The sequence below is a fragment of the Streptomyces sp. MB09-02B genome (genome assembly GCF_033794485.1).
Classification (GTDB): Bacteria; Actinomycetota; Actinomycetes; order Streptomycetales; family Streptomycetaceae; genus Streptomyces.
Map to the genome: position 1 here is coordinate 1 of NZ_JARGEE010000791.1, position 1,906 is coordinate 1,906.

1 protein-coding gene and 1 pseudogene are annotated in these 1,906 nt (G+C 71.2%); one reads left to right on the forward strand and one right to left on the reverse strand.

The window, feature by feature from the left end; all coding sequences use genetic code 11:
- Positions 1-330 (reverse strand): annotated as a pseudogene (locus P1P70_RS44085) (hypothetical protein); the annotation flags it as partial.
- Between the two features lie 356 nt (positions 331-686).
- Here P1P70_RS44085 and P1P70_RS44090 point away from each other — a divergent pair.
- On the forward strand, positions 687-1,757 hold the full coding sequence (locus P1P70_RS44090; RefSeq protein ID WP_319248048.1) for an LLM class flavin-dependent oxidoreductase: 1,071 nt from the start codon (positions 687-689) through the stop codon (positions 1,755-1,757).
- Positions 1,758-1,906 lie beyond the last annotated feature (149 nt).

A 1,906-nucleotide genomic window follows, 5' to 3' on the forward strand; every position in this document is an offset into this window, starting at 1 on the left:
ACCCGACCCCGAGCCTGAACCCGCCGCCGAACCGTCGCCCGCCCCGGAGCCGGAACTGTCGCCCCCGGAACCCGACTCGTCACCCGACTCGTCGCGTCCGCCCGGCGCTTCACTGATCGCCGGACCGGAACTGGACGGCCCGGGAGTGATCGAGGTCGCGGGATTCTTTCCGTCGGGCCCACCCGCGTCGTTGTCGCCGTTCCCGCCCCCGCCGGTGACGACCCACACGACGAGGATCGCGAGCAGACCGACGACGGTCAGCAGAACGGCCCTCCGACGCCAGTAGATGGTGGAGGGAAGCGGCCCGATCGGATTGCGCAGAGATCCCACGGCGCAAACTGTACGAGAGATCCGGCACTTCGCTGGCCCCACCCGCCGCCCGAAACCTCAACTTTTCCGGATCATCATCCCGGTCACTCCCCCGAGCGCCCCGACCCGGCGCCCCATGATCGCGGTGCGTGATCAGAAAGACTGAACGAGCACGGTCCGTGACCGGATCCGCGCCACACGAACAGCACCAACTCCTCGTTCCTCCAAGTCCGTTCACGGAACACACCGGCGGCAACACACCTGCCGCACCACAGCCACCGCCGGCTGCCGAGACCGCATCCACCCGGCGTCTCCGACAGCCCACCTGCCACAATCGTCCCCACCACCGAAGCGCGCCGCAGTACTTGGAGAAGACGATGGCCGGACCCGAGACCGTGGAGAACGGCGTCAGCGCACCGGCGTCGAGGCCGTTGCGGAAGCTGGGTTTCCTGACCATCGGGCTGTTCGACGAGGCCGACCCGCGCCGGGGCCACGAGTCCACGCTGGAGATCATCGAACTGGGCGAGCGGCTCGGCTTCGACAGCGCGTGGCTGCGCCACCGGCATCTGCAGTACGGCATCTCCTCCCCCGTCGCGGTCCTGGCGGCCGCCTCGCAGCGCACGAGCCGTATCGAACTGGGCACCGCCGTCATCCCGTTGGGCTGGGAGAACCCGCTGCGGCTCGCCGAGGACCTTGCCACGGTCGACCTCCTGTCCGGCGGCCGGCTCAACCCGGGGGTCAGCGTCGGACCGCCGATGCACTACGACACCGTCAAGGCGGCGCTCTACCCGGACACCGCCGACGCGGAGGACTTCGGCTTCGAACGGGTCCGGCGGCTGCTGGGCTTCGTACGCGGCGAGGCGGCCACGGACTTCAGCGGCACCGAGGGGTTCGAAGTCTTCTCCGACCGGGTCCAGCCGCACTCCCCCGGGCTGGGCGCCCGGATGTGGTACGGCGGCGGCAGCCTCCGGTCGGCGCGGTGGGCCGGCGAGAACGGAATGAACTTCCTGACCAGCAGCGTGGTGAAGGTGGAGCAGCCGGCGGCCGCCGCCGGGCCGGTGGACTTCGCCGAGATCCAGCGTGCGCACATCCGGGAGTTCCGGGCGCACCACCCCGACGGTGAGCGGGCCCGGGTCTCCCAGGGCCTCGTGGTCATCCCCACCGACTCGGCCGGCCCGGAGCAGCGCGCCAGGTACGAGGCGTACGCGGCGAAGCGGCTGCCCCGGACCACGGCGCCGCAGGGGGCGGGGCGGCTCCTGTTCGCGCCGGACCTGGTGGGCACGTCCGCGGAGATCGCCGAGCGGTTGCGGGCGCATGTCGCGTTCCGCGAGATCGACGAGGTGGCGTTCGCGCTGCCGTTCACGTTCGAGCACGAGGACTATGTCCAGATCCTGACGGACATCGCGACGAAACTGGGCCCGACACTGGGTTGGCACCCGGCGGGCTGAGGCTCCGCGGAAGAGCTCGGGGGTTCGGGCCCGTGGGCACCCCTGCGGGCCCGAAAGACGACCGGACGGCGGGCCCGAAAAGCGTGGGGCGCAGCCCCCGCTTGTCAGGGGCGCGTGGAACTGCGCGAGAAGCCCCACCCACCCGCACC